Below are 25,062 nucleotides of genomic sequence, written 5' to 3' on the forward strand. Positions count from 1 at the left end.
GATTCGCCCGATCCGAGGAGCCGCGTGGCTGCCCTGACTCAGCGTCGACACGCCGTCGCCGCCTGGCTGGTGCACGCCTACACCGCCTCCGGTGTCGTGCTGGCGTTCCTGATGTTCGTCGCCGTCATGGAGGGCGACACCGTCCGGGCGCTGTGGCTCTTCCTGGTCGCCATGGTCGTCGACGGCACGGACGGGATGCTCGCGCGGTACGTGCAGGTGAAACGGCACGCCCCGTCGTTCGACGGCGCGCTGCTGGACAACATCGTCGACTACCTCACCTACGCCTTCATGCCGATGCTGCTGCTGTGGAGCGCGGGCTACCTGGGTGAGGGCCACTCGGCGACGGTCCTCGCGGTGATCCCCCTGCTCGCCTCGGCGTACCAGTTCTGCCGGGCCGACGCCAAGACCGACGACCACCTGTTCCTCGGCTTCCCGAGCTACTGGAACATCGCCGCGTTCTACGTCGTGGTCCTCGACCTGCAGACCACAGCGGTCGCCGTCGTGCTGCTGGTGTGCGCGGTCCTCGTCTTCGTCCCGGTCGGCTACGTCTACCCGTCCCGCACCTCCACGCTGCAGTCGACCACGCTCGCCCTCACCTGCCTCTGGCTGGTCGGGTACGCCGTCCTGGTGGCCCAGCTGCCCGACCCCAGCCCGGTGTGGCTGGCGATCTCGGTGGCCTACGTCGCCTACTACGTCGCGCTCAGCCTCCACCTGACGGCACGGAGAGTCCGCCCCGTGCCGACCGTCGGCTGACTACCGACCGACCTGCATCCGCACGTCGACGACCTGGCCGAGGTCGACGCCCTCGGCGCGGCGCACGGCCGCCTTCAGGGGCAGGAACCACGTGTCCTCCCGGGGGAACATCGCGGTGGTGAACTCCGTGTCGCCGATCCACGCACGGACCGGCACCACGCCCCAGTAGACGACGTCCGCCTTCACCTCGTCGACGAGGTCGGCCGCGTCGGGCGGCAGGACGACGAAGAAGAAGGGCGCCGGCCCACGCCACTCGACCACCTCGCCGGCGAACTCGATCTCCATGCCCCCACCTTCCCAGCAGACCGGCCCGCGGACGGGCAGACGCGGGGGCGGGCGGAAGACCCCACGGCCTCCGCCCGCCTCGCACCGCCGCGCCCCTGTCGCACGACGGCCCTCCTCGGAGGGTCTGGTTCAGCCCTCGGCTGAGCTCGCGCTCACCCCAGGGCCGCGACTGCCGCCACGACGTCGACGAGGCCGTGGCCCTTGTCGTACGACGTGGTGCCGACCGGACCGGACTGGTAGGCCGCTCCGTCGGTGAACTTGTGCGCCGATACCTCGAGCGCCCGCTCGATCTCGGCGGGTGTCGCCGTCGGGTCGGCCTGGAACAGCTGGGCGACGATCCCGGCGACGTGCGGCGCCGCCATCGACGTACCGCTGATGGTGTTGAAGGTGCCGATGTCGAGCGCGCCCGGACCGTTGCGGACGTCCAGGCCCGTCGAGCAGATCGCGAGGTAGAGGCGGCACGAGGAGGTGATGGCCTCACCGGGCGCCGAGATGTCGGGCCATGTCGAGGCGTCGGCGGCAAGGCCGCGCGAGCTGAAGTCGGACACGACGCCGTCGCGGGTGCCGGTGTCCTGGTCGTAGTAGGAGGCCACCGAGAGGATGCCGCCCGTGGGGTCCTGCCCGGGCGGGTTGGTCAGGCTCGTCGTGCCGTCGCCGCCGTCGTTGCCCGCAGCCCACACCGTGACGACGCCCTCGGCCGCGAGCGCGCGCTGGAGCTTGACCGTGGCCGACTCGGGGTCGAGCTCACCACCACCGGTCGGGCCGTAGGAGTTGTTGGTGACCTTGATCGGGGGGCAGGTCGCTGCCGGTACGCCGGCGCCGCACGGCGCCTCGTGGTTCTCGAGCACCCAGTTGAGCGCGGAGTCGGCGCCGAGGATCACGAGACCAGCGCCGGTCGAGATCGACACCAGCTTGGCGCCGGGGGCGGCGCCCTGCAGCTTGCCGCCGTCGCTCAGTGTGGTCGGGCGACCGGCGACGATGCCGCTGACGTGGGTGCCGTGGCCGCCGACGGAGAGGGTGTCGGTGTCGACGAAGGCGGGCACGCGCTGCACCGAGCAGGTCTCGGTCAACGGCTCGCACAACGCCTTGAGGTTGGCGACGACCGCGCTCGAGCCGTCGGCCTCCTTGAAGTAGGGGTGGGTCGGGTCCACGCCGGAGTCGATGACCGCGACACTCACGCCCTTGCCCGTCAGCGACGTGCCGTCGGCGCCCGTGAGGGTGGCGGCCGCCTCTGCCCCACGGGTCGCGATGTTGGACGTCTCCTGCAGGACGTCGATCGGCTGCGCCGCGCCCTCGACGTACGTCACTCCGCCCTGGCTGCGGACCGCGTCGACCTGGTTGCGGGTGGCGTCGGCGATCACGACGCCGATCCGGGTGAACTCGCCGGTCTTCCGCATCCCGGTGGCCGCGACGGCCTGGCGGGCCGCGGCGATCGAGGTGCCGTGCACCATCACCGTCGTCCTGCCGGTCAGCCCGCTCAGCTGTCCGGCGAGGAAGTCGGAGACGTTGGCCCGGTCAGCCGCCGGGGCGGTGGCCTGTCCGGCGGCCGGCGCGGTCGCGCCGCCGCTGAAGGTGGCGCTGGCGGTGAGCACGCTCGCCGCGCAGGCGAGCAGGGTCTTGGGTCGCACGTTGTCCTCCCGAGGGGTCGAGGTCATCCAGTCCTCCAACGAGCGGATCGACCTCGGGTCACGCCCCGCCTTCCTCGGGGATCGCCGGCCAGTGGCGCGCCGCATCGGGCGGGTGTCGCAACCCGATTGCGTCGACCCGGACAATGGAGGCATGACCGAGCTCCCCCGCAAGGCTGCCGCGCGCACAGCCCGACTCGCTGCGCTCCCGCTCGGCTATGCCGGCCGGCAGGCGATGGGGCTGGGCAGGCGGCTCGGGGGCAAGCCCGCCGATGCAGTGCTCTCCGATGTGCAGCAGCGCACCGCCGAGCAGCTCTTCCGCACCCTGGGCGAGCTCAAGGGCGGTGCGATGAAGTTCGGCCAGGCCCTCAGCGTGCTGGAGTCCGCCCTGCCCGAGGAGGTCAGCGCGCCCTACCGGGAGCACCTCACCGCGCTGCAGGACTCCGCTCCCCCGATGCCGACGGCGACCGTGCGCGAGCAGCTGACCGCGCACCTCGGCGACGACTGGTCCGAACGACTCGTCTGGCTCGACGGTGCCCCGACCGCGGCCGCGTCGATCGGGCAGGTCCACCGCGGCCGCTGGCGCGACCTCGCGGGTGGGCCCGAGTCGGCGGACGACCGTGACGTCGCCGTGAAGGTGCAGTACCCCGGAGCCGGCGAGGCGCTCATGTCCGACCTCCGCCAGATCGCCCGCGTGGCACGCGGGATCGCGCCGGTGTTCCCCGGCATCGACCTCAAGCCCCTCGTCGCCGAGCTGCAGGACCGGGCGGCCGACGAGCTCGACTACCACCTCGAGGCGGAGGCGCAGGCGGCGTACGCCGAGGCCTTCGCGGACCACCCCGACATCGTCGTGCCTGCGGTGGTCACCGTCGGCACCGAGGTGCTCGTGACCGAGTGGCTCGACTCCGCCTACTCCCTCGCGCACGTTATCCGCGACGGCACGCAGGAGGAGCGCGACCACTACGGCGAGCTGTTCGTCCGGTTCCTCTTCGAGGGCCCGCGACGCACCGGCATGCTCCACGCCGACCCGCACCCGGGCAACTACCGCGTGATCCCGGCACCCGACGGCGGCCTCGGCCGCCTCGGCGTCCTGGACTTCGGTGCCGTCGCCCGGCTGCCCCAGGGGCAGCTTCCCGCGGCGATGGGCCGGCTGATCCGCATCGCGCTCGAGTCCGACGAGGAGTCGCTCGTCGCGGGGCTCCGCGAGGAGGGGTTCATCAAGGACCGCATCGAGGTCGACCCCGCGATGCTGCTCGACTACCTCGCGCCGTTCGTCGAGCCGGCCGACCAGGAACGCTTCGCGTTCACCCGCGAGTGGATGCGCACGCAGTTCGAGCGGATCAACGACCCCCGCGCCGAGACCTTCACCCTCGCCACCAAGCTCAACCTGCCGACGTCCTACCTCCTGATCCACCGCACCTGGCTCGGTGCCGTCGGCCTGCTCAGCCAGCTGGGCGCCGCCGTGCCGTTCCGCGAGATCCTCGAGGAGTCGCTGCCCGGCTTCGCCGACTGACGCAGGGATCGTGGAGGATCGCCGGGCGGGCCGTGCGGTGGCACGATGACGCGCATGTCGCGACCCACCGAGGCCACCCCCACGTCAGAGACCGCGCTCGCGCGCTGGCACGCGGTCGTCGAGAGCCGGGACCCCGCCGGGCTGCGGGACCTCATCGCCGAGGACGCGGTCTTCCGAAGCCCGGCCGTGCACACACCCCAGGAGGGCCGCGAGACCGTCGTCGGCTACCTCACCGCTGCCTTCACCGTGCTGGGGCCGCGGTTGGCCTACGAGCGGGAGTGGCTGGGCGCGGACTCGGCGGTGCTGCAGTTCCGCAGCGAGGTCGGCGGCCTGCAGGTGTCGGGCGTCGACATGATCACCTGGGACGCCGACGGCCGGATCGTCGACTTCACCGTCATGGTGCGTCCCGCCAAGGCGCTCCAGGCGGTCATCGAGCACATGGGCGCCGAGCTCCTGCGGATGCTGGAGGCGGCCGACCGCCACTGATGCCTCACCGACCTCAGACCCAGAACCCCCGGCCGCCGCCGTACCAGTCGCCGAAGTGCTCGCGGTACGACGATGCCGGCCCGCGGGAGCCGAGGTAGGACCCCACGACCGCGGCTCCGAGGTCGTCGAGCTCGGGACTCACCATGCGTCCGTCGACCCGGCGCGCCATCGAGTCGATGAAGCGCGCCAGACCGGGGTCCTCGCCGAGCCGGAAGAACGTCGTCTGCGCGCCGAGCCGCGCGGCAGCGTCGAGCTCGCGCACCGAGTGGGCGATCGTCAGGGGGTGCGGCGGGTAGGAGAACCACACCTCGCCGTCGGGCTCGAGGTGCGCGGTCGGCTCGCCGTCCGTGACCACCAGCAGCACCGGCTGGGCGTTGGGGTGCTTGCGGAAGAACCGGTTGGCCAGCAGCAGCCCGTGGTGGAGGTTGGTGCCCTTGTCCCACCGCGCGTCGAGGGCGGTCAGCTCCTCGATCTCCATCACCTGCGCGTGACGGCCGAACGCGATCAGCTGGATGTCGTCGCCGCGGAAGCGGGACCGCACCAGCTGGTGCAGCGCCAGCGCCGTGCGCTTCATCGGCACCCACCGGCCGTCCATCGCCATCGAGAAGGACGTGTCGACCAGCAGGGCGACCGCGGCCTGCGTGCGGGCTTCGGTCTCGACCACCTCGATGTCGTCGACCTGGATGCGCACCGGTGAGGCGCCGCCGTCCCGGAGCACGGCGTTGGTGATCGTGCGTGGCACGTCCCACGGCTCGGTGGAGCCGAACTCCCACCGCCGGGTCGCCCCGGACGGCTCCCCCGCGAGTCCCGTCGTACGCGTCTCCCGCGCGCCGGACCGGCCGCTCATCCGCTCCGCGACGTCGCGCAGCAGCGCCTTGCCGAGCTGGCGCATCGCCTTGGGCGAGAGCCGCAGCTCGCCGTCGGAGCCGCGCTTGAGGTAGCCGCTGTCGCGCAGCGCCCGCTCGAGCTCCTGCAGGGTCTTGGCCGCGACGGCAGCCTCCGGACCGAGCTGCCCGGCGAGCGCGTCGAGGTCGACGTCGTCCATCCGCGCGCCGTGGTGCGACTGCGCGAGCTGGTCGGCCAGCGCGTCGAGCTGGGCGAGGTCCTGCAGGGCGCCGGTGCCGTCGCCGAGACCCAACCCCTGGTCGCCCTCGAAGCCCTCCGAGCCCGACCAGTCCTCCCCCGGGCGCAGGGCCTGGAGGTTGGCGTCCATCCGCGAGAGCTGCTCCATCAGCTGCGGTGACCCGAAGGCCTGCTGGGAGAGCTCCATCAGCTCCTGGCGCTGCTCGGGCGTCATCGAGTTGAGCATCCGCTGGGCGGCGGCGGCGCGCTGGGCGAGCGAGTCGAGCAGCTCCTCCATGTCCTGCGGGTCGTCGGGGAAGAAGTCGCCGTGCTTGTCCATGAAGTCACGGAACTCCTCGTCCGTGACGCCCTCGCCGGCGTGCTTCTCCAGCAGGTCGTTGAGGTCGGAGAGCATCTCCTGGACGGCCTGCCGGTCCTCCTCGGTGGCGCCCTCGAGCGCCTCCTTCATGCCGGCGAAGCGCTGGTCGAGGAGCTCACGGCCGAGCAGGTCCTTGATCTCCTCGTAGGCCTCGCGCGCCTCCGAGGACTGCCAGTCGTACGACGACAGCTCGGCCACCGCGGCCGGGGTGGAGGACGGCAGGTTGTCGAGCATGAGCTCCCGGAACGCCCGGTCGCCGTCGTCCAGCGTGATGTCGCGAGCCAGCTGCCCGCGCTCGGCCAGCACGGCCTTGTCGAGGAGCTCCTTGACCTCGCGCATCGTGCCGTCGAGGTCGTTGCGCTGGAGGATCTCCCGCCGACGCTCGGCGACGCGGCGGGCGAGCTCGTCGAGGCCGGCCTGGTCGGTGCCCCCGCGGCGCAGGAACTCGCGCATCGCGCGCTCCGGCGAGTAGCCGGCCATGACGTCCTGGCCGATGGCGTCGAGCGCCTCGGCGAGGTCGACGGGCGGGGCGAGCGGGTCGCCACCGTCGTACTTGCGGAACCGACTCATCGCAGCCTCTTCATCATCCAGACGTCGGCGGGCCACTCGTGGTCGGTGACCCGCTCGACCTCCTCGAACCCGCGGGCCCGGTAGAAGGCGAAGGCCTGGTCGTTGCCGTCGACGACCTCCAGCCAGAGCTCGTCGCCCTCGACCATCGCCTCGACGTCGGCGAGCAGCCGGCTGCCGATCCCGCGGCCGTGGTGGTCGGGGTGGACGTAGAGCTTCCACATCACCTCGCGGTCGCCCGAGACGTGAGGGAAGTCGCGGTAGGACTGCGAGAGGCGCCCGAGGTTGGCCAGCGCGACGACCTCGCCGTCGACCTCCGCGACGAGGTGCGGGTTGCGCGCCAGCGACGTCTCGAAGACCTCGGGGACCCACCACTCGTCGAGCATCCGCCGGGCGTACGCCGCGTCGATCGGGCCGTAGGTGGGCGGCACGACGGCCTCGCCCAGGGCTCGGAAGGCCGGGACGTCGTCGAGCGTGCCGGAACGGACCGTGACGACCGGGTCAGCCATAGACGGTCTCCCCGGCGTCGGTGTCCTTGCCGATGCGGCGGGCGAGGTAGAGCCCCTCGAGGGCGAGCTCGATCGCGGCGGCCCGCTCCCCGTCGTTGGTCGCGCCGAGCCGGTCGCAGACCTCGTCGTAGAGGTCGGACTCGCCGAGCACCGGCAGCCCGGAGAGGAAGTCGCGGGCGCCGACGCGGGCGCCGGTGCTGACCATGGCGCCCTCCTCGATGGCCTCGACCAGCAGGCGCAGGTCGATGCCGGCGAGGTGCGCGCGCACGGTCTCGGCGACGGCGGTGCGGAGCAGGTGGGTGAGGATCTCGGTCTCGCGACCCTCCTCGCCCGTCTCGAACTCGATCTTGCCGCCGAGGACGTCGACGGCGGTCTCCAGGTCGACGACGCGCGCCACCGGCTCGTCCTCGCCCTGGGTGGTGGCGCGGTGCAGTGCGGCGGCGGCGATGGTCTCGGCGCCGGCGATCGCGAAGCGGGCGCTGACGCCGGAGCGCTGGTCGACCGACTGGGAGTCGCGCAGGTGGCGGGTGAACCGCGCCAGCACCTCCACCAGGTAGGCGGGCACCTCGGCGACGAGGTCGGCCTCCTGCTCGATGACGGCGATCTCCTGCTCGACCTCGCGCGGGTAGTGGGTGCGGATCTCGGCGCCGAAGCGGTCCTTGAGCGGGGTGATGATGCGTCCGCGGTTGGTGTAGTCCTCGGGGTTGGCGCTCGCGACGACGAGGACGTCGAGCGGGAGCCGCAGCACGTAGCCGCGGATCTGGATGTCGCGCTCCTCCATCACGTTGAGCATCGCGACCTGGATGCGCTCGGCGAGGTCGGGGAGCTCGTTGATCGCCACGATGCCGCGGTGGCTGCGCGGGATCAGGCCGAAGTGGATGGTCTCCGGGTCGCCGAGGTGACGCCCCTCGGCGACCTTCATCGGGTCGACGTCGCCGATCAGGTCGGCGACCGACGTGTCCGGCGTCGCCAGCTTCTCGGCGTACCGCTCGTCGCGGTGCCGCCACGAGATGCGCAGGTCGTCGCCGTACGTCGCCACCGCCTGCTGGGACGTGACGGTGATCGGCTCGTAGGGGTGCTCGCCGAGCTCGGACCCGGAGATGACCGGGGTCCACTCGTCGAGGAGCGCGACCAGCGACCGCAGGAGCCGGGTCTTGCCCTGGCCGCGCTCGCCGAGGAGCACGATGTCGTGGCCCGCGAGCAGCGCCCGCTCGACCTGCGGGATGACCGTGTCGGCGAAGCCGTGCAGGCCCGGCCACGGGTCCACCCCCTCGCGCAGCCGCGCGAGCAGGTTGTCGCGCAGCTCCTGGCGCAGGGGCTTGAGCTGGTGACCGCTCTCGCGGAGCTGGCCGAGGGTGCTGGCCGACGGGTGCTGGCCGGCGGGCTCGCTCGTCTGCTTGCTGGTGTGGGGGGTCGTGTCCGTCACGCCTCCACGCTAGACCCGTCCGACAACGTCGAGTGCGCTCGAAGTCCCCGGCCGATCGCCGACTCCGGACCCTGGCTGCACGGGACCTTCGGCCCTGCTGACGACCCTGCGCCGGGGCGAGGCTGGGAGTCCAGCTTGAAGGAGGCTTCCCATGCACACCTCACTCGACCTCTCCCGGGAGGACTGCTCCCGCCTGCTCAACGCGGGCGTCGCCGGCCGGGTCGCGGTCGGCACTCCCACAGGACCGCACATCGTGCCGGTGAACTACGCCGTGGACGGCGAGTCGGTCCTCATCCGCACCGCGGCCTACAGCCTGCTGGGCACCTACGGCCGCGGCGCGCAGCTGTGCTTCGAGGTCGACCAGTTCGACTACGAGCTCAAGCGCGGCTGGAGCGTCGTGGTGCGCGGTCGCGGCAGCTTCGTCGACGACCAGGAGGAGCTCGCGGAGATCGCCCGGTCCTGGGAGCCCCACCCCTGGGCGACCGGCCAGCGCAACCTCGTCGTCCGCATCCCGTGGACCGAGGTGACCGGCCGCCAGCTCGGCGGCGGCTGGGATCCCTGGCAGCACCTCCCCGCGCGCCGGCTCGCCTGACGGCACACTGGTGCGCGTGACGCACACTCCTCCCGACCTCGGCGCCGACGCCCGCTTGCTGCTCGAGGCCGTCACGGCGATCTCCAGCGACCTCGACCTCACCAGCGTGCTCACGCGGATCGTGGAGGCGGCGACCGCCCTGACCGGCGCGCGCTACGGCGCGCTGGGGGTGCTGGGCAACGACGGCGAGCTGGTCGAGTTCGTCACGACCGGCCTCGACGAGCGCACCCGCTCTCTCATCGGCGACCTGCCCCGCGGTCGCGGGATCCTCGGGGTGATCATCGAGGACCCGTCGGGCCTGCGCCTCGCCGACCTCAGTGCCCACCCGTCGTCGGTCGGCTTCCCGCCCAACCACCCGCCGATGACGTCGTTCCTCGGCATGCCGGTGCGGATCCGGGGGACCGTCTTCGGCAACCTCTACCTCACCGAGAAGGCCGACGGGGGTCCGTTCAGCGAGGCGGACGAGGGTCTCGTCGAGGAGCTCGCCCGCACCGCGGGCTACGTCATCAGCAACGCCCGCTCGTTCGCCCTGAGCGAGCGCCGACGGCAGTGGCTCGAGGCGTCGGCAGAGCTCGCCGAGCTGCTCCAGCCGCCCGTCGACCTCGACGCCGTGCTGCCCCAGATCGTCTCCATCGCCCGCCAGGTCGCCCGGGCCCGGGCCGTGGCGCTGTGGTCCTCGCTCGGACCCGAGCACGACACGGTCAGCGTCGCCCCTGACATCGCGGCGGACGACGACCGGGTGGCCGCCCTGCTGGCCGAGGCCCGGACCGACGTCGATCCGGGCGGCAACGCCGCAGTGGTGACGGCCACCTTGGGCGGCGATGACGACGCACCCCTCGTCGTCGTGCCGCTGCGCTCGCACCTGGCGCCCGTCATCGCGCTCGTCGCCCTCGCGCAGCCGGGGTCGGGCCTGCTCGACGTCGAGGAGCGCGAGCTGTTCGCCGCGTTCGCCGACCAGCTGGCCCTCTCCCTCGACCGCACCCAGGCGCTCGACGACCGCCAGGAGCTGGCGCTGATCTCCGACCGCGAGCGGATCGCCCGCGACCTCCACGACATCGTCATCCAACGGCTCTTCGCCACGGGCCTGCAGCTGCAGGGCGTCGCGGCGATGACCGGCGGGAGCGCGATCTCGGAGCGGCTGGACAAGTCCGTGGCCGACCTCGACGACACGATCAAGGCGATCCGCGGCACGATCTTCGAGCTCCAGGACCGCCGCGGCGACTCCCTGCGCGCCGCGATCCGCCAGCTGGTCAAGGAGTACGTCCCGGTGCTGGGCTTCACACCGGTCGTGCGCACCTCCGGACCCGTGGACACCGCGGTGCCGCAGGCGCTGGGCGCCCAGCTGCTCGCCGTGCTGCGGGAGGCGGTGTCCAACGTCGCCCGCCACGCGCTCGCGGACGCCGCCCAGGTCGACGTCGTCGTGGCCGGTGACCAGGTCGAGCTCCGCGTCTCCGACGACGGCGTCGGCCTGCCCGCCGAGGTCACCGAGAGCGGCCTGCGCAACGCCCGACGACGTGCCGACGACCTCGGCGGGACGCTCGAGGTCTCAAGGGTCGGTGAGCGCGGCACGGTGCTCGTGTGGCGCGTCCCGCTGCACTGACGCCGACGCGCTCCGGGGGGACGCGTCAGGCCGAGGTCCGGTCCGCACGCCAGAGGACCCGGCGCCGGGGGAGGCGCCGGGTCCGGTGAGGGACTGGTGTCATCGCAGGACGGGGTACTTCCGTACCAGGCTCGTGCGGTTCCACCAGCGACCCAGCCCCCACGTGGTGCCGGCCGCGCCGAGAGCGAGGACGACCATCACGATCACGCCGATCAGGTGGTCGTCGACGATCGGGTTGTTCTCCAGCGGGAGGACTGCGGCGTACATGAAGGCGTACATGAGCGCGCCGGCCGCCGTGCCGATCCGCATCCCGACCCCCAGGAGGAGGGTCACGCCGATGCCGAGGAGGCCGAACATGAAGAGCCAGTCGACCCAGGCCTGGCCGGCGAGGGAGGTGAAGAAGTCGTGGAAGGGGTTGTCGACGGGGACCCCGAAGCTCAGGAACCCCTCGGTGGGGCTGCCGCCGTTGAGCCATGCGGCGTCCTGGGCCATGAAGTCGATGCCGGCGCGGGACCCGTCCTCGGCGTACTGGGCTCCGGTGCTGAAGCCGAGGGCGAAGGTCTTGTCGAGGAAGGCCCAGAGGAAGGTGAATCCGAAGGCGATCCGCAGGACGGCGAGGGCGCGGGAGAATCCGGTGCTGCGGACCTCCTCGGTCTCGGAGGTGGTGACGCCCTCGGTGCTGATGTGGTGCTGGCGGTGGATGACGTTCATCGCCATCTCCTCCTCTGGTGGTGGATTTCCGGGTCACCACCAGAGTCCCGCCGGCACGCTCGCGGCATCAGGGCCGCCGGTCACCGGGTGGGCAGGACCAAGGTCCCGACCGCGGGCGGCCTCAGCGCGGCGCGTCGCCGAGGAGCTTGGAGGCCAGCACGGCCGCCTGGGTACGACGTTCGAGGCCGAGCTTGGCGAGGATGCTGGAGACGTAGTTCTTCACCGTCTTCTCGGCGAGGAACATCTGCTCGGCGATCTGGCGGTTGGTCAGGCCTTCTGCGATGTGGCCCAGCAGGATCCGCTCCTGGTCGGTGAGGGAGGCCAGCTCGTCGGGCGTCTCCGGGCCCCTGCGGATCCGCTCCAGCACGGTCGCCGTCATCGCCGGGTCGATGAGCGACTTGCCGGCTGCGACGTGGCGCACCGCGGCGACCAGGTCGGAGCTGCGGATCTCCTTGAGCACGTAGCCCGAGGCGCCGGCCATGATCGCCGCGAACAGCGCCTCGTCGTCGTCGTACGACGTCAGGATCAGCGCGTTGATCGTCGGGTCGACGGCCCGCACGGCGCGGCACACCTCGATGCCCGAGCCGTCCGGCAGCCGCGCGTCCAGCACGGCGACATCGGGCCGGAGGGCCGGGATGCGTGCGGTCGCCTCGATCGCGCTCGCGGACTGGCCCACCACGACGATGTCCTCCTGCTGCTCGAGCAGGAACGTGAGTCCCTCACGCACGACGTCGTGGTCGTCGAGGAGGTACACGCGGATCGGGTCGGCCATGGGGCCATTCCACCAGACACGGGGCCCTGCGCGCTCCAGGATCAGCCCAGGTCGAGGTACATCACGTGCAGGCCGACCCGACCGTGCCTCGTGCTCTCGAACGCGCCGGGCACCGTGCCGACGATGGTGAAGCCCAGGTCCTGCCACAGCCGGACCGCCGCCGTGTTGGTCTCGACGACGGCGTTGAACTGGATGCCGGCGAACCCCTCCTCGCGGTGCCAGGCGACCATGTCCTCGGCCAGGCGCCGACCGACGCCGCGGCCGCGCGCGGCAGGGGCGACCATGAACGACGCCGTGCCGACGTGCGCGCCGCGGCCCGGGCGGTTGGGGCCCATCTTGGCGGTGCCGAGGACGCTGCCGTCCTCCTCGAGGACCGTCACGCGGCTGCCGTCGAACCACCAATCCCGGGCCTGGTCGGACGTGGCGCCGAGCGGGTAGGCGTAGGTCTCACCAGCCTCGACGATCTCGCGCCAGAACGGCCAGATCGCCGGCCAGTCCGCCTCCGTCGCCGCCCTGATGCCCATCGCGTGCCCCTCCTGGTCCGACCGGTCTGGAGCAGTCTCCCGATGTCGCCCGGGCGGGCGCACACTGGGGGTGACCAGCAGAGAAGGAGGCGCTCCATGGCGCTCACGCACCGCACGGTCGCGATGATGATGCCGGTCACCGACGTCGACCGCGCCCGCACGTTCTACTCCGAGTCCCTGGGGCTCGACTACACCGGCACCAACGACGAGGGCAGCGCGACGTACGCCCTGGACGGCGGCTCCACGCTCGTCCTGCTCCCCCGCCCCGACAGCCGACCGTCGGAGAGCACCGCGATGAGCTTCGAGGTCGACGACATCACCACCGAGATCGGCGACCTCGAGCGGCGCGGCGTGGTCTTCGAGGACTACGACCTGCCGGACCTCAGGACCGTCGACCACGTGTGCGCGATGGGGGCCGAGAAGGCGGCGTGGTTCAAGGACCCCGACGGCAACGTGCTCTGCCTGCACCAGGAGGGCTGACCCGCACCACGTGAGCAGGCGCCCGCTCAGACGTCGGTCGCGCCGTCGATCGACTGGCGGATGAGGTCGGCGTGACCGGCGTGGCGGGCGTACTCCTCGACCATGTGCACCAGCACCCATCGCAGCGTCGCCGTCTCGCCCTTGGCCGGGTCGCGTGGACGCGCGACGAGCCGGCCGAGGTCCGGGTCGGCGGCGAGGGCCGCATCCAGGCACGCGTCGGAGCGGACGACGGCGTCGACCAGCAGCGCGTCGAGCTCGGCGTGCGACGCACCGGCCGCGCTGTGCCAGTCCCAGTCCGGGTCCTCGTCCCAGGGAGCGGCGTCCCACGGCGGGGACGGCTCATGACCGGCCAGGTTGTAGGAGAACCAGTAGTCCTCCACGAAGGCGAGGTGCTTGAGCATCCCGCCCAGCGTCAGCTCGCTCGGAGGGAGGCGCTGGTCGAGCTGCTCGTCCGTCAGTCCGCTCGCCTGCAGCCGGATCGTGGCGCGGAAGTGGTCGAGGTAGGACCGCAGCATCCCGACCTCGTCGTTGCTGAAGGACGGCTCGGGCCGCTCGATCGTCATGGCGGCGAACCTAGTGCGGAGACGCGCGGACAGAACACCGGTCTTGCGGGGCTGCGGCGCTCGACCGAGCGGCCGAGCCGAGGGTTCTGTCCGCGCGTCTACCGTCGTGGGGTCAGAGCGACGGGCCCTCGCCGCGGAGCTTGTCGACCTCCCCCATCGCATCTCGCAGCTGGCCGAGCCACTCGTCGGCGTGCTGGCCGACCAGCCGCACCGACCATGCGAGGGCGTCGGAGCGCGACCGGGCGACCCCGGCGTCGACGAGCGTGTCGAGCACCCGGCGCTCCGGCTGGCGCAGCCGGGTCATCACCGGCGCGGCGACGTGGGTGAACAGCGCCTCGGTGTCGCCGAGCCGCACCCCCCAGGACACCTTGCGCTCGTAGCGGGCCTGGGCCTCGAGGGCGATCTCGATGCGCTCGGCCTTGGTCTCGGACCGGAAGCGGCCGATGCGGCCCTCCGCCTCGGCCCCGTTGACGTCGTCGGTGCCGGCGAGCGTGCCGACGACCAGGATCTCCTCGCGGTCGACGGTGACGTCGACGGCGCTGAACCATGCCTCGGGCAGTCGCCCGTGGAACCACTCGGACGCGTCAGTGGCGTCCGGCAGGTCGGCGACCTGCCACCCGCCGCGGCGACCGCGACGGCTCTCATTGTTCTTCATGCATTACATGCTTACATCGCAACACAAACGGCGCCAGTATCGTCACCTCGTGCTGTCCACCCCGTGCCCGTGCGGCAGCGACCAGCCGTACGACGCCTGCTGCGGCCCGCTGCTCGCCAACGTGGCGCAGGCGACGACGCCGGAGCAGCTGATGCGCTCGCGCTACACCGCCTTCGTCACCGGGAACGCCGACCACCTCTTCCGCACATGGCACCCGCGCACCCGGCCCGACGACGTACGCCCCGACCCGGGCACGCGGTGGACCGGGCTGCGGATCCTCGCCGCCGAGGCCGACACCGTGGAGTTCGTCGCGAGCTGGGAGGGCGGCGCCCTGCACGAGGTGAGCCGGTTCGAGCAGCGCGCCGGCCGGTGGGTCTACGTCGACGGCGAGGTCGACGGCGACATCAGTCGGTGACGTCCACCCAGCGCTCCCCCACCGGGGTCGCGCGGGACCGCCCGCCGGTCGCTGCGGCGACCAGCTCGTCGAGCCGCTCCACCCCCTCCGGGGCGGCCGCGAGCAGCAGCCGCACGCGGGCGTCGTACGTCACGTCGAGCACCACGGCACCGCGCGACCGCAGCTCCCCCTCGACGCGGCCCGCGTCGGCGTGGTCGAGGTCCAGGGCGAGCTCGGTGAGCAGCGAGCGACGCAACGACCCGGCCTCCGCCACCGCTCCGCGGACGGCGTCACCGTAGGCCCGCACCAGGCCACCGGCTCCGAGCAGGGTGCCGCCGAACCAGCGCGTGACCACGGCGGCGACGTCGCTCAACCCGGCACCACGCAGCACGTCGAGCATCGGGGCCCCGGCGGTGCCCGCCGGCTCGCCGTCGTCGGACGAGCGCTGGACCGCACGGTCCGCTCCCAGCACGAAGGCCGAGCAGTGGTGCCGGGCGTCCCAGTGCTCGCGCCGCAACGCGGCGACGAGGGCACGTGCGTCGTCCTCGGTCGCGACCCGGCGCAGCGTGCACAGGAAGCGCGACCCGCGGTCCTCGACCTCGGCGGTCGCGTCACGGGCGATGGTGAGGTACGCCGTCACGCCGGGCGCTGCGAGGGCTCGTCCACCGCGTCCGGCGGTGCGGCGGGCTCGTCCACCGCGTCCGGCGGTGCGGGCAGCTCGTCGGCGTCCCGCTCCAACGGGCCGGGCTCCCAGCGCACCACCACCTTCTCGAAGCCCTTGTGCCGCTGCATCCGCGCATAGGAGGCGTAGGCGCGGCGATCGGCCTCGGTCAGCACGACGTTGTCGGTGAACGGCGTGAGGAGGGCACGGGGCCAGAGGCGACGAGCCAGCACGACGTTGATCTCGGTCGCCAGGACCGCCATCACCGCACCGATCCACAGGAAGCCGATGAGCCCGAGGACCAGGCCGAAGGTCTTGGTCATCGAGGAGGTGTTGACCAGCACGCGGTCGACGTACGCCGCTCCGCCGAGCTGCAGCACCTGCCACATCACCGCCAGCGCGTAGCCGCCCGGCGCAGCTCGCACGAACGAGTGCTGGGCGGTGGCGGCGAACCGGAAGAGCAGGGTGAGGAAGGTGCCGACGACGACGACGGTGATCAGCGGGAGCAACAGCTTCAGGCCCTGGTCGAGCGCCTCGCCGAACAGGTCGGTGGTGCTGGCGACGGTGGAGACGATCGAGACCGCCAGGAGCGAGAACCCGCCTGTCACGAGCAGGCCGAGGGTCTTCAACCGGGCGTAGAAGGGGTTGGGGCGGCTGTTGCGCGGCACCGACCACGCGACGTGCTGGGTGTTCTGCAGCGCCTGTCCCAGCCCCATCGCGCCGTAGAGCGCCGCGAGCGCACCGATCACCACACCGGTCACCGATCCCTGCAGACCGTCGGGCCGCCCCAGCTCGTCACCGATGATCGGGAACTGGGCGAGGGCGGAGTCGAGGATCTGCTCCTGCCACTGGGGCTCGCCGCGAAGGATGAGGCCGAGGATCGAGGTGCCCAGCAGCATCAGCGGGAAGATCGCGATGAAGGCGTAGTAGGTCAGCGCCGACGCGAGGTAGGGCCCCTGGTCGTCGAAGTACTTGTAGACGACGGCGATCGGGAAGCCGAGGACGCGATGACGACGCTGGAACCCGTCGACTGCCGAGACCGCTGCCACGAGTGGAGGCTACCGCCCGGACGGGCTCGTCCCCCGGACCGCAGGCCGCATGCCGTCACCACCACCCGACCAGCTGTCCGCCGAGTCGTACGACGAAGCCGGCGACGACGACCAGGAAGAACACCCGCACGAAGCCTGCGCCGCGCGCCACCGCGAGCCGCGCGCCGAGGTAGCCGCCGGTGATGTTGGCCGCTGCCATCGGCAGGGCCAGCTGCCAGATGACCGCGCCCTGCGGCACGAACACCGCCAGCGCCGCCAGGTTGGTCGCCCAGTTGGCGAGCTTGGCCTTGGCGGAGGCCTCGAGAAAGTTGTAGCCGAGCAGGCCGACCAGCGCGAAGACGAAGAAGGAGCCCGTGCCCGGTCCGATCGCACCGTCGTAGAACCCGATCGTCAGGCCGGTGAGCACCACCACGGTGACGTGCTTGCCGCCCTGGAACCGCAGGTTGGTGAGCTGGCCGACGCTCGGCTTGAACCACACGTAGGCGCCGACGACCACGAGCACGACCAGGATGATGGGGTCGAAGGCGCTGCGCGGCAGCATCGAGGCGACGAGGGCTCCGCCGACCGATCCCAGCCCGGCAGCGAGCATCAGCGGCAGGAAGGTGCGGGGGTCGGGGTGGATGCGACGGACGTACGTCGCCGCGCTGATCGACGTGCCGCAGAACGACGCCAGCTTGTTCGTCGCGGCGATCTGCACCACCGACGCGCCCGGCAGGCCCAGCAGCAGCGCGGGCAGCTGGATCAGCCCGCCGCCGCCGACCACCGCGTCGACGAAGCCCGCAGCCAGTGCCGCCAGCACGAGGAAGAGGACGACCTCCCCGGAGAGGTCACCCATGTCGGAGTCCCACGTCAGCTGGACGTGTCGCGGCGGAACTCCTGGACCACGACTGCGTCGTAGTCCTCAGGCATCGTGGTGCTGAGGCCCGGGCAGATGAACTGCTGGGACTGGTCGGCGACCATGCTCGGGGCGGAGCAGCTGAGCGTCGCGACCGGCGAGCCGTCGGTGGAGAACACCATCTCGAAGAGCGCGACCCGCTCCTCGTCGGAGGCGTTGGTGATCGTGCCCTTCACCTCGGGCGTGGTGACCTCCTCCAGGCCGGCCGAGCGCTTGATGCCCTTGAGCTCCCACCCGTCCTCGACGTCGAAGCCGTTCCAGGTGAAGGCCTTGCCCACCTCCACCTCGACGGGGTCCTTGCTGGTGCTGGTGCTGGCGTCGTCGCTGCTGCAGGCCCCGAGGGCGCCGAGGCAGGCGAGCGCCACCAGGCCCGTGGCCAGCCGCGTGGTGGGGCGCCTCACGAGGCGGCCACGAAGGTCAGCAGGTCCTGCCGGGTCAGCACGCCGATGGGCTTGCCGTCCTCCTGGACCAGCACCGCGTCGGCGTGCTCGAGCAGTGACACCGCGTCGGCCGCGGCCTCGGTCGAGCCGATGGTCGGCAGCGCCTCCGACATGTGGTCCTCGACCTGGTCGGTCAGCTTGGCGTGACCGGCGAAGAGCGCGTCGAGGAGCGTGCGCTCGGACACCGAGCCCGCGACCTCGGCGGCCACGATCGGCGGCTCGGCGCGGACAACGGGCATCTGGCTGACGCCGTACTCCTGGAGGATGTGGACGGCTTCGGCGATCGTCTCGCCGGGGTGGGTGTGCACGAGGTCGGGCAGCTGGCCCGACTTGCCGCGCAGCACCTCGCCGACGGTGCGGTGGTCGGCCTGCCCGCCGGTGGCGAAGCCGTACTGGCCGAGCCACTCGTCGTTGAAGACCTTGGTGAGGTAGCCGCGCCCGGAGTCGGGCAGCAGGACGACGACCACGGCGTCGGAGCGTCCCTCGGCGGCGAGCTCGTGGGCGACCTGACGGGCGGCGAAGGCCGCCATGCCGGCAGAGCCGCCGACCAGCATGGCCTCCTCGCGCGCGAGGCGACGGGTGAAGGCGAAGGAGTCGGCGTCGGAGACCTCGATGACGCGGTCGGCCACGGACCGGTCGTAGGTCTCGGGCCAGAAGTCCTCGCCGACGCCCTCGACGAGGTAGGGGCGGCCGGTGCCGCCGGAGTAGACCGAGCCGGCCGGGTCGGCACCGATGACCTGGACGTCAGTCCCAGCAAGGGCGGCCTGCTCCTTGAGGTAGCGCCCGACGCCGCTGATCGTGCCGCCGGTGCCCATGCCCGTGACGAAGTGGGTGATCTTCCCCTCGGTCTGCTCCCAGATCTCCGGACCGGTGGTCTCGTAGTGGGAGCGGGGGTTGTGGGGGTTGGAGTACTGGTCGGGCTTCCACGCGCCGGGCTCCTTGGAGAGCCGGTCGCTGACGTTGTAGTAGGAGTCCGGGTGCTCCGGTGCGACGGCCGTCGGGCAGACCACGACCTCGGCACCGTAGGCCTTGAGCACGTTGCGCTTGTCCTCGCTGACCTTGTCGGGGCACACGAAGACGCACGTGTAGCCCTTCTGCTGGGCCACCATGGCCAGACCGACACCGGTGTTGCCGGAGGTCGGCTCCACGATCGTGCCGCCGGGCTGGAGCGCGCCCGACGCCTCCGCGGCCTCGATCATCCGGCTGGCGATGCGGTCCTTCACCGACCCGCCGGGGTTCAGGTACTCCACCTTCGCCAGCACCAGCGGGGCGTCTGGCCCGGCTTCCCCGTCTCCCCCGGGGAGGTCGAGGGTCCGGCTGAGCCGGACGAGCGGGGTGTTGCCGATCAGGTCGAGGAGCGAGTTCACGTACTGCACCCGGCCAATCTAGCCGTCCACCCGCCCGGAGCCCTCACTGCCGGTTGCGTAGCATCGGGGCGTGGGGGCGACAGGAGCAGCACGCAAGCTGGCATCGGCCGCGGCCCTCGGCGGCGGCGGACTCTCCGTCCTGGGGGCCGGGCTCTACGGGGTCCTGGTCGCCGAGGCGAAGATCGCACGGCGGCTGATCGGCAACGCAAACGACGTACCTCCGCAGGCGACGGGCTGGTACGGCCGCGGCCGGCCGGGACCGGCGATCCGCATCGCCCTGCTCGGCGACTCCAGCGCGGCCGGCTACGGCGTGGACCGCGTCGAGGAGACGACCGGCGCCCACCTCGCCACAGGCGTCGCCGCGCAGGCCGACCGCCGGGTGCACCTGCGGTCGTTCGCCGTCGTCGGGGCGCAGTCGAGCGCGCTGGCCGAGCAGGTCGACGCCGCCCTCGGCACCCATCCCGACCTCGCCGTCGTGCTGATCGGCGCCAACGACGTCACCCACAGCGTGCTGCCGTCCGCGTCGGTGCGCCACCTCGCCGAGGGCGTACGCCGCCTGCGCGAGCAGGGCGTGGCGGTCGTGGTCGGCACCTGCCCCGACCTCGGCACGATCCGGCCGATCCCGCAGCCGCTCAAGCAGGTGGCGCGCGAGTGGTCGCGCCGCCTGGCGGCCGCGCAGACCATCACCGTCGTCGAGAACGGCGGCCGGTCGATCTCGCTCGGTGACATCCTCGGTCCCGAGTTCGACGCGGCACCGGCCCTGCTGTTCGGGCCGGACCGCTTCCACCCCTCGGCCGACGGCTACAAGCAGCTCGCGTCGGTGATGATCCCCTCCTGCCTCGCAGCCCTCGACCTGCTGCCCGAGGACGAGGCGCTGCCCGAGCCGCGCCGCCGCGAGGGCATCCTCCCGGTCGCGGCCGCGGCGGTCCGCGCCGCTCGTACGCCCGGCACCGAGGTCGACGGCACCGAGGTCGGCGGCACCCAGCGCGGCCTCCGCGGCCGCTGGGTCGAGCTCCGCCACCGCCGTCGCCGGCCGTCCACGGACGCCGAGTCGCCCGGCGAGCACGAGGACGCCGTCTCGGCCGACCCAGCCGAATCCGCCGATCCCACCGATCCCGCCACCACTGCGACCGGTGCTCCGGTCGGCGGTGAGTGAGGCAGGTCCTCGCCGGGGGCACCGGTCCCCCGACATGCCGCCGGCCCGCCCGAGCTGAGCTCGAGCGGGCCGGCGGAGTGGATCAGTGGACCAGCTGGGTCAGTCGCCACGCATGATCGCGAGGATCCGGAGCAGGTTGGTGTAGATCCAGACCAGGCTGACGGTGAGGCCGAAGGCCGCGCGCCACGACTCGCGCTCGGGAAGGCCGGCGGCGACGCCGTTCTCCACGAAGTCGAAGTCGAGGATCAGCATGAACACACCGAGCACGAGGCCGGCGAGCGCGAAGAGGAAGCCGATCGGGCCGTTGCCGTAGAGCGGCGACTGGACGCCGAAGAGGCTCAGCACCAGCGACAGCAGGCCGAGGCCCACCATGCCGAACATGCCGGCGATGACGCCGCGGCGGAACTTGTCGCCGACCTTGATGTCGAGGAACTTGTAGACCGCGAGGGTGCCGGCGAAGGCAGCGAACGTGCCGAGGACGGCGCTCATCACGATGCCGGGGTACTGGGCCTCGAACAGCGCGCTGATCGCGCCGAGCGCCACACCTTCGGCGAGGGCGAACGCCATCACCAGAGCCGGGCTGATGACGCGCTTGAACGAGTTCACCAGCGAGAGCAGGAACGCGCCACCGGCACCGACCATCGCGAGCAGGCCGATCCGGCCGAGGTCGGCGGTGTCGCTGACGTCACCGATCCACCACCAGGTGGCGAAGGCAGCGGCAAAGACGAGGGCGACGGAGATGGCTGTCTTCTGGACCACCGAGTCGACCGTCATCCGGCCCTGGTCCACCTGGCCGGGCGTGCCGGTGCCCCAGGTCGAGGGGTCGGTGCCGGCGTCGCCGTAGCCGGGGTAGGACGAGCCGCCGGCGGCGTAGGTCTGGTTGCCGTAGGCGTTGGAGGAGGCTCGGTTGAACTCCTCGGAACGGGCGAAGACGGGGTTGTTGCTTTTCATGGTCTCTCCTTGGAGGCCGCCTCCGGAGGTTCCGGAGGGTCGACGTCGTCGCGGTGACGACGCCTGTCGTGTCCATCCCACTCTAGCCGGGGTGGCATGTGTTCAAACGTGGGCGGCGGGCGCGCTGTTCCCGTCACAGCAACTTCTCAGGATGTGCCCCGGCTGGGGTTCGAACCCAGACTGTGCGGTTTTTAAGACCGCTTCCTCTACCGGTTGGGATACCGGGGCGGTGACCTCGGAGCCAGCTCAGAGGTACGTCCTGCGAGCGTAGACGGCGTGCGCGCCGGCCGTGCGGTCAAGGAAGAGCAGCCCGTCGCAGTGGTCGATCTCGTGCTGCAGCGCCCGCGCCTCGAAGGCCTCGGCCTCGAGCTCGACCTCCTCGCCGGTGCCGGGCAGCTGGCCGCGTACGACGATGCGGCTGGGACGCTTCACGTCGCCGGTGAGGTCGGGGACCGACATGCAGCCCTCGCGCGCCTTCTCGTTGCGGGTGCCGGAGACGACCTCGGCGTTGCACAGCACGAAGGTGCCGTGGTGCTCGCGAGTCTTGGGGTGCTCGGACACGTCGACGCAGAACACCTTGGCGCCCACCCCGACCTGCGGCGCGGCGAGCCCGACGCAGCCGGGCGAGACGCGCATGGTGGCGACCAGGTCGGCCGCGAGGCGTACGACGTCCGGCGACGTGGGGTCGACCGTCTCGCCGAGCGTCGACAGCACGGCGGCAGGGGCGCGGACGACCTCGCGCAGCTCCCCGGCCACGCCGAGGTCGGTGTCGGTCCACTCCAGGACCCGGGGGTTGAGGCTCATGCGGGCGCGCTCAGAGCTCGTCGGTGTCGGCGGGACGCAGCGTGACGCCGACACCGAGGTCGGCGGCGACGCGGGACAGCTCGGCCTCGACGCCGGCTACGTCGGTCCCGGCCGGGAGGTCGACCTCGGCGACGAGGAGGTAGAGGTCACCGGCCAGGCGGGTGGTGAGGTCGGTGATGTTGCCGCCGACGCCCGCGATCACCGCGACGACGGCGGACACGATGCCGGGGCGGTCGCCGCCGTGCACCGACAGCACCCACGCCGTCGCGTCGCTGGCCGCCGTGCGCTCGGCAGGCACCTCGCGGACGGTCACGGTGAGGCTGCCGTCGGCGGTGAGCGGCGCCAGGGCCTGCTGGATCTCGGCGTCGTCAGCCGACCCCTCGCACACCAGCATCATCGCGAAGTGACCCCGCAGCAGGGTCATCGTCGAGTCCTCGAGGTTGAGGCCCAGCCCGGCGAGCCTGCCGGTGGCCTCGGCGATGATGCCGGGACGGTCGTGGCCGAGGACGGTGATGGCGTGGAGGGTCACCGGGCCAGTTTCTCAGAGGGTCGAGCCGGTCAGCGCCCTCGCCCGCACGAAGACGTCGTCCGTCATCTCCCGCGTCAGGCGCCGGGTGTAGGTGTTGTGCGGCGAGGGGTGGTAGCAGCCGACCAGCGTGACGTCGCCCAGCGCGACCTCCGCGCCGTGGCCGAACTTCGGCCGTGTCGACGGCGCGTGCGCCCCCGCGGCGACCAGCGAGCGCACGGCGCCGTCCCAGCCGAACGAGCCGAGCGCGACGACGACCCGCACCGTGGGCAGCAGGGCCAGCTCCGCGGCGATCCACGGGGCGCACGTGTCGCGCTCCACCGCGGTGGGCTTGTTCTCCGGCGGCGCGCAGCGCACGGTCGCGACCATCCGCGCGTCGACGAGGCGCTGGCCGTCGCCCGCGTGGTGGCTGGTCTCCTGCACCGCCCAGCCGGTGCGGTGCAGGCTCGCGAAGAGCCAGTCCGCGCTCGGGTCGCCGGTGAAGATCCGCCCGGTGCGGTTGCCGCCGTTGGCGGCGGGCGCCAGCCCGACGATTAGCAGCGAGGGCTCGGGGTCGCCCCAGCCCGGGATCGGGCGGCCCCAGTAGGGCTGGTCGGCGAAGGACGCCCGCTTGTCGACGGCCACGCCCTCGCGCCACGCCACCAGCCGCGGGCACGCCGAGCACACGCTCACCCGGGCGTCGAGCTCGGCCAGCGGCACGCCGCGGGCGAGTCGTCGTACGTCGTCGGCGTCGCGCGCGACCGGGGTCTCCGCGGCCGCCGGGTCGTCGGGCCAGCCGGTGCCGGGCGCCACCGGGCTGGTGAACGCGCCTCCCACGACCGGGTGCGGGAGGAGGACCGGGTCGCTCATCGGGCGATCGCGGCGGCCATGCCGTGGAGGATGTCGGCCTCCGAGACGACGTGCTCGATCACGGGCACCCGGTCCAGGATCCGGGTCCAGATGAGGGCGCCCGCGCCGATGACGTCGGCGCGTCCGGGGTGCATGTAGGGCAGCGCCCGCCGCTCCCGGACCGTCAGCGCGAGCAGGTCGTCGACGAAGGAGGCGGTGGCGGCGTTGGGCAGCACAGCCCGGTCGAAGGCCTCGCGGTCGTAGGAGGCCAGGCCCAGGACCCCGCACGCGATCGTCTTGATCGTGCCGGAGGTGCCGATGACGGTGCGGGCACGGTCGAGCGGGATCCGGGAGTCGTCGAGGTGCCGGTCGATGTCGGCCACGCACGCCGCGACCTCCGCGGCGGTCGGCGGGTCGGCGTGGAGGTGGCGCTCGTGGAGGCGCACGGACCCGATGTCCATGGACACCGACTGCCGGTCCTCGCCGTGCCCCAGCACCAGCTCGGTCGACCCGCCGCCGATGTCGACGACGAGCACCGGCTCCGGCGGCATCGGGACCTGCGCGGTGATCGCGCCGGCGTAGACCAGCGCGGCCTCCTCGTCGCCGGACAGCACCTCCGGCTCGATGCCCAGGCGACGGCGTACGCCCTCGGCGAAGACGGCCGCGTTGCTCGCGTCGCGCGTCGCCGACGTCGCGCAGAACCGGACCCGCTCGGGCGGGACGCCGTGCTCGCGGAGCAGTCCGGCGAGCTCGTCGATCGCCGCGAAGGTGCGCTCCAGCGCCTCGTCGGCCAGCACGCCCGTGCGGTCGACGCCCTGCCCGAGGCGTACGACGCGGGAGTCGCGCAGCGCCACGTCGAGCTGGCCGTCGTCGCGCACGGTGCCGATCAGGATCTTGATCGAGTTGGTCCCGCAGTCGATGGCCGCGACGGTCGTCTCGGGGTTGCTCATCCGCTCATTGTGCAGGCGGCGGCTCGACGCACGGACCCGACGCCCACCAGTCACCGAGCCGGTCCAGGACCTCGTCGCCGAGCGGGTTGACCCCGCGACCCATGGCGAGCGACTGCCCGGCGAGGACGTGGAGGCACTTGACCCGGTCGGGCATGCCACCCGCGCTGATGCCCTCGATCTCGGGGACGTCGAGGCCGGCCCGCTCCCCCACCTCGGCGCGGACCTCCAGGTAGCGCTCGTGCGCCGCGCGGTAGGCCGCCGCGAGCTCCTCGTCGGTGCCGAGACGCTCCTGCATCTCCTTCATCACGTGGGTGCCCTCGAGGGTGCCGATGCGGGACGCCGCTCGGGGGCAGGTGAGGTAGAAGGTCGTCGGGAACGGCGTGCCGTTGGGCAGCCGCGGCTCGGTGGTCACGACGTCGGGGTTGCCGCAGGGGCACCGGTGGCCGATCGAGTCGATGCCGCGGGGCCGCCGCTTGAGTTGGGCGCGGATCACGGCCTCGTCGGCTGCGTCGATGCGGGGGTTGTCGCGAGGGGTCTGG

29 protein-coding genes and 1 tRNA gene are annotated in these 25,062 nt (G+C 72.3%); 8 read left to right on the forward strand and 22 right to left on the reverse strand.

Translation table 11 applies throughout. The features are described 5' to 3' along the window. The first annotated feature begins 24 nt into the window (after nucleotides 1-24). Complete coding sequence (locus tag ACFQW6_RS02540) at nucleotides 25-753, forward strand: CDP-alcohol phosphatidyltransferase family protein (RefSeq protein WP_378540853.1); 729 nt, start codon at nucleotides 25-27, stop codon at nucleotides 751-753. Here the strand turns inward: ACFQW6_RS02540 and ACFQW6_RS02545 are convergent, their stop codons facing one another. Together ACFQW6_RS02545 and ACFQW6_RS02550 are read right to left on the reverse strand one after the other, a co-directional pair. Next, nucleotides 754-1,038: a DUF1905 domain-containing protein gene (locus ACFQW6_RS02545; protein ID WP_378540856.1), complete on the reverse strand. Its 285-nt coding sequence runs from the start codon at nucleotides 1,036-1,038 to the stop codon at nucleotides 754-756. A gap of 152 nt (nucleotides 1,039-1,190) precedes the next feature. Further along, on the reverse strand, nucleotides 1,191-2,693 hold the full coding sequence (locus ACFQW6_RS02550) for a S8 family serine peptidase (RefSeq protein WP_378540858.1): 1,503 nt from the start codon (nucleotides 2,691-2,693) through the stop codon (nucleotides 1,191-1,193). A 124-nt stretch (nucleotides 2,694-2,817) separates the two neighbouring features. Between ACFQW6_RS02550 and ACFQW6_RS02555 the strand changes: the two genes are divergently transcribed. Further along, nucleotides 2,818-4,176, forward strand: a complete 1,359-nt coding sequence (locus tag ACFQW6_RS02555; RefSeq protein WP_378540860.1) for an ABC1 kinase family protein — start codon at nucleotides 2,818-2,820, stop codon at nucleotides 4,174-4,176. Between the two features lie 54 nt (nucleotides 4,177-4,230). Further along, nucleotides 4,231-4,662, forward strand: coding sequence for a nuclear transport factor 2 family protein (locus ACFQW6_RS02560; protein ID WP_378540862.1), 432 nt, complete (start codon nucleotides 4,231-4,233; stop codon nucleotides 4,660-4,662). A gap of 13 nt (nucleotides 4,663-4,675) precedes the next feature. Here ACFQW6_RS02560 and ACFQW6_RS02565 read toward each other — a convergent pair whose 3' ends face one another. The 3 genes from ACFQW6_RS02565 to ACFQW6_RS02575 are packed head-to-tail and all read right to left on the reverse strand — an operon-like array spanning nucleotide 4,676 to nucleotide 8,494. Then, the gene (locus ACFQW6_RS02565; RefSeq protein WP_378540864.1) at nucleotides 4,676-6,673 is read right to left on the reverse strand and encodes a VWA domain-containing protein; all 1,998 of its coding nucleotides are present in this window, start codon (nucleotides 6,671-6,673) and stop codon (nucleotides 4,676-4,678) included. Further along, nucleotides 6,670-7,179, reverse strand: a complete 510-nt coding sequence (locus ACFQW6_RS02570) for a GNAT family N-acetyltransferase (protein ID WP_378540867.1) — start codon at nucleotides 7,177-7,179, stop codon at nucleotides 6,670-6,672. The genes ACFQW6_RS02565 and ACFQW6_RS02570 overlap by 4 nt, the downstream gene beginning before the upstream one ends. Continuing rightward, nucleotides 7,172-8,494 (reverse strand): sigma 54-interacting transcriptional regulator, encoded by a 1,323-nt coding sequence (locus tag ACFQW6_RS02575; protein ID WP_378541062.1) that lies wholly within the window; start codon nucleotides 8,492-8,494, stop codon nucleotides 7,172-7,174. Before ACFQW6_RS02575 ends, ACFQW6_RS02570 begins: the two co-directional genes overlap by 8 nt. Nucleotides 8,495-8,756: 262 nt before the next feature. Here ACFQW6_RS02575 and ACFQW6_RS02580 point away from each other — a divergent pair, with 262 nt between their 5' ends. After that, entirely contained in the window at nucleotides 8,757-9,197 is a 441-nt protein-coding gene (locus ACFQW6_RS02580; RefSeq protein WP_378540869.1) for a pyridoxamine 5'-phosphate oxidase family protein, read from the forward strand. Nucleotides 9,198-9,213: 16 nt separating this feature from the next. Continuing rightward, a complete protein-coding gene (locus ACFQW6_RS02585) occupies nucleotides 9,214-10,797 on the forward strand; it encodes a GAF domain-containing protein (RefSeq protein WP_378540872.1) in 1,584 nt (527 codons plus the stop codon). Nucleotides 10,798-10,896: 99 nt separating this feature from the next. On the opposite strand, the gene ACFQW6_RS02590 is transcribed toward ACFQW6_RS02585, so the two are convergent. From ACFQW6_RS02590 to ACFQW6_RS02600, 3 genes are all read right to left on the reverse strand, one after another. Next, nucleotides 10,897-11,508: a hypothetical protein gene (locus tag ACFQW6_RS02590; RefSeq protein ID WP_378540875.1), complete on the reverse strand. Its 612-nt coding sequence runs from the start codon at nucleotides 11,506-11,508 to the stop codon at nucleotides 10,897-10,899. Between the two features lie 121 nt (nucleotides 11,509-11,629). Beyond that, nucleotides 11,630-12,280 (reverse strand): response regulator, encoded by a 651-nt coding sequence (locus tag ACFQW6_RS02595; RefSeq protein ID WP_378540878.1) that lies wholly within the window; start codon nucleotides 12,278-12,280, stop codon nucleotides 11,630-11,632. 41 nt (nucleotides 12,281-12,321) lie between these two features. Then, on the reverse strand, nucleotides 12,322-12,804 hold the full coding sequence (locus tag ACFQW6_RS02600; protein ID WP_378540880.1) for a GNAT family N-acetyltransferase: 483 nt from the start codon (nucleotides 12,802-12,804) through the stop codon (nucleotides 12,322-12,324). Between the two features lie 96 nt (nucleotides 12,805-12,900). Here ACFQW6_RS02600 and ACFQW6_RS02605 point away from each other — a divergent pair, with 96 nt between their 5' ends. After that, nucleotides 12,901-13,284 carry a VOC family protein gene (locus tag ACFQW6_RS02605; RefSeq protein WP_378540883.1) on the forward strand — a complete coding sequence of 128 codons (384 nt, stop codon included), beginning with the start codon at nucleotides 12,901-12,903 and terminating at the stop codon, nucleotides 13,282-13,284. Nucleotides 13,285-13,310: 26 nt separating this feature from the next. On the opposite strand, the gene ACFQW6_RS02610 is transcribed toward ACFQW6_RS02605, so the two are convergent. Together ACFQW6_RS02610 and ACFQW6_RS02615 are read right to left on the reverse strand one after the other, a co-directional pair. Then, the gene (locus ACFQW6_RS02610; RefSeq protein ID WP_378540885.1) at nucleotides 13,311-13,847 is read right to left on the reverse strand and encodes a DinB family protein; all 537 of its coding nucleotides are present in this window, start codon (nucleotides 13,845-13,847) and stop codon (nucleotides 13,311-13,313) included. Nucleotides 13,848-13,959: 112 nt separating this feature from the next. Further along, entirely contained in the window at nucleotides 13,960-14,502 is a 543-nt protein-coding gene (locus ACFQW6_RS02615; RefSeq protein WP_378540887.1) for a hypothetical protein, read from the reverse strand. A gap of 49 nt (nucleotides 14,503-14,551) precedes the next feature. Here ACFQW6_RS02615 and ACFQW6_RS02620 point away from each other — a divergent pair, with 49 nt between their 5' ends. After that, on the forward strand, nucleotides 14,552-14,917 hold the full coding sequence (locus ACFQW6_RS02620) for a YchJ family protein (protein ID WP_378540889.1): 366 nt from the start codon (nucleotides 14,552-14,554) through the stop codon (nucleotides 14,915-14,917). Here ACFQW6_RS02620 and ACFQW6_RS02625 read toward each other — a convergent pair. The 5 genes from ACFQW6_RS02625 to ACFQW6_RS02645 are packed head-to-tail and all read right to left on the reverse strand — an operon-like array spanning nucleotide 14,907 to nucleotide 19,317. Further along, complete coding sequence (locus ACFQW6_RS02625; protein ID WP_378540891.1) at nucleotides 14,907-15,536, reverse strand: YigZ family protein; 630 nt, start codon at nucleotides 15,534-15,536, stop codon at nucleotides 14,907-14,909. The two genes, ACFQW6_RS02620 and ACFQW6_RS02625, sit on opposite strands and share 11 nt — an antisense overlap. Next, nucleotides 15,533-16,606, reverse strand: coding sequence for a YihY/virulence factor BrkB family protein (locus ACFQW6_RS02630; RefSeq protein WP_378540894.1), 1,074 nt, complete (start codon nucleotides 16,604-16,606; stop codon nucleotides 15,533-15,535). The genes ACFQW6_RS02625 and ACFQW6_RS02630 overlap by 4 nt, the downstream gene beginning before the upstream one ends. Before the next feature lie 55 nt (nucleotides 16,607-16,661). Next, a complete protein-coding gene (locus ACFQW6_RS02635; RefSeq protein ID WP_378540897.1) occupies nucleotides 16,662-17,441 on the reverse strand; it encodes a sulfite exporter TauE/SafE family protein in 780 nt (259 codons plus the stop codon). Between the two features lie 14 nt (nucleotides 17,442-17,455). After that, nucleotides 17,456-17,902 carry a hypothetical protein gene (locus ACFQW6_RS02640; protein WP_378540900.1) on the reverse strand — a complete coding sequence of 149 codons (447 nt, stop codon included), beginning with the start codon at nucleotides 17,900-17,902 and terminating at the stop codon, nucleotides 17,456-17,458. Continuing rightward, nucleotides 17,899-19,317 (reverse strand): cystathionine beta-synthase, encoded by a 1,419-nt coding sequence (locus ACFQW6_RS02645; protein ID WP_378540902.1) that lies wholly within the window; start codon nucleotides 19,315-19,317, stop codon nucleotides 17,899-17,901. Before ACFQW6_RS02645 ends, ACFQW6_RS02640 begins: the two co-directional genes overlap by 4 nt. Nucleotides 19,318-19,378: 61 nt before the next feature. Here ACFQW6_RS02645 and ACFQW6_RS02650 point away from each other — a divergent pair, with 61 nt between their 5' ends. Next, nucleotides 19,379-20,464: an SGNH/GDSL hydrolase family protein gene (locus ACFQW6_RS02650; RefSeq protein ID WP_378540905.1), complete on the forward strand. Its 1,086-nt coding sequence runs from the start codon at nucleotides 19,379-19,381 to the stop codon at nucleotides 20,462-20,464. Between the two features lie 99 nt (nucleotides 20,465-20,563). Here the strand turns inward: ACFQW6_RS02650 and ACFQW6_RS02655 are convergent, their stop codons facing one another. From ACFQW6_RS02655 to ACFQW6_RS02685, 7 genes are all read right to left on the reverse strand, one after another. Then, nucleotides 20,564-21,415, reverse strand: coding sequence for a Bax inhibitor-1/YccA family protein (locus tag ACFQW6_RS02655; RefSeq protein ID WP_378540908.1), 852 nt, complete (start codon nucleotides 21,413-21,415; stop codon nucleotides 20,564-20,566). Nucleotides 21,416-21,569: 154 nt separating this feature from the next. Continuing rightward, nucleotides 21,570-21,643: transfer RNA gene (locus ACFQW6_RS02660), tRNA-Leu, on the reverse strand. A gap of 18 nt (nucleotides 21,644-21,661) precedes the next feature. Beyond that, a complete protein-coding gene (gene def, locus ACFQW6_RS02665) occupies nucleotides 21,662-22,219 on the reverse strand; it encodes a peptide deformylase (RefSeq protein ID WP_378540911.1) in 558 nt (185 codons plus the stop codon). Between the two features lie 10 nt (nucleotides 22,220-22,229). Continuing rightward, on the reverse strand, nucleotides 22,230-22,748 hold the full coding sequence (locus ACFQW6_RS02670; protein WP_378540913.1) for a glycine cleavage system protein R: 519 nt from the start codon (nucleotides 22,746-22,748) through the stop codon (nucleotides 22,230-22,232). A gap of 12 nt (nucleotides 22,749-22,760) precedes the next feature. Further along, the gene (locus ACFQW6_RS02675; protein ID WP_378540915.1) at nucleotides 22,761-23,594 is read right to left on the reverse strand and encodes a uracil-DNA glycosylase; all 834 of its coding nucleotides are present in this window, start codon (nucleotides 23,592-23,594) and stop codon (nucleotides 22,761-22,763) included. Continuing rightward, nucleotides 23,591-24,523 carry an exopolyphosphatase gene (locus ACFQW6_RS02680; protein WP_378540918.1) on the reverse strand — a complete coding sequence of 311 codons (933 nt, stop codon included), beginning with the start codon at nucleotides 24,521-24,523 and terminating at the stop codon, nucleotides 23,591-23,593. Before ACFQW6_RS02680 ends, ACFQW6_RS02675 begins: the two co-directional genes overlap by 4 nt. Nucleotides 24,524-24,527: 4 nt before the next feature. Continuing rightward, entirely contained in the window at nucleotides 24,528-25,037 is a 510-nt protein-coding gene (locus ACFQW6_RS02685) for a DUF501 domain-containing protein (RefSeq protein WP_378541065.1), read from the reverse strand. Nucleotides 25,038-25,062: the final 25 nt, after the last annotated feature.

The organism is Nocardioides sp. GCM10028917, from assembly GCF_042666175.1.
GTDB lineage: Bacteria > Actinomycetota > Actinomycetes > Propionibacteriales > Nocardioidaceae > Nocardioides.